Annotated in this window: 1 protein-coding gene; it reads left to right on the top strand. The window is 29.8% G+C overall.

Features of this window, described 5'->3' with window-relative positions; genetic code table 11:
• Window positions 1-584, top strand: a 584-nt coding sequence (locus tag LQ598_RS13670) for a helix-turn-helix domain-containing protein (protein ID WP_239745723.1), incomplete at its 5' end; no start/stop codon positions are given.
• Window positions 585-762 lie beyond the last annotated feature (178 nt).

Raw genomic sequence — 762 nt, 5'->3', positions numbered from 1 at the left:
TATATGGAGTTAATGGATTGTTACCTAAAACAAAAAATAACTCGTATCCGTCATCTTTTAAATTACAAATTATTAATGAGTATTTTGAAAAGGGAATATCGCCTGTACAGTTGGCTATTAAATACAATATCCCCTCAGATCGCACTGTTCGAAATTGGATAAAACGTTATACTATGGGTAAAGAGAACAAAACATATTCTCCAAAACCCGAGGTGTATACGATGAAAGCAAGGAAAACAAATTTAGAAGAACGCATTGAAATAGTTAAAGATTACATAGAAAGTAATAGTGATTATAAAACAATCGCTGATAAGTACTCAGTAACTTATGGTCAAGTTTATAATTGGGTGAAAAAATATAAAAATCATGGTAATGCTGGTTTAGAAGATGGACGAGGCAAAGGGAAACCTCAATCTATAATGACAGAAGATGAAATAAAAGATGCCGAAATTAAAGCATTAAAAGAACGAAATAAATATTTAGAAATGGAGAATGAGGTTTTAAAAAAGCGGAGAGAATTCGAAAGAGAGATGATGAATCAAAAAGTAAACAAATCGCGTCATACAAAACGATCAAAGCGCTAAAAAATAAATATCCAATTAAATGGTTATGTAGTGTTTTAGGAATAAATAGATCAAGTTATTATAAATGGACAAACAGAAAACCATCTAAGAGAGAGATTGAAAATAATACATTAATGGAAGATATCAACGATATCTATCATCAATATCAAGGTATTTATGGTTATAGACGCATTTATAT

Source organism: Mammaliicoccus sp. F-M27 (assembly GCF_022387115.1).
Classification (GTDB): Bacteria; Bacillota; Bacilli; order Staphylococcales; family Staphylococcaceae; genus Mammaliicoccus; species Mammaliicoccus vitulinus.
This window is presented reverse-complemented; position numbering and strand designations above follow the sequence as displayed.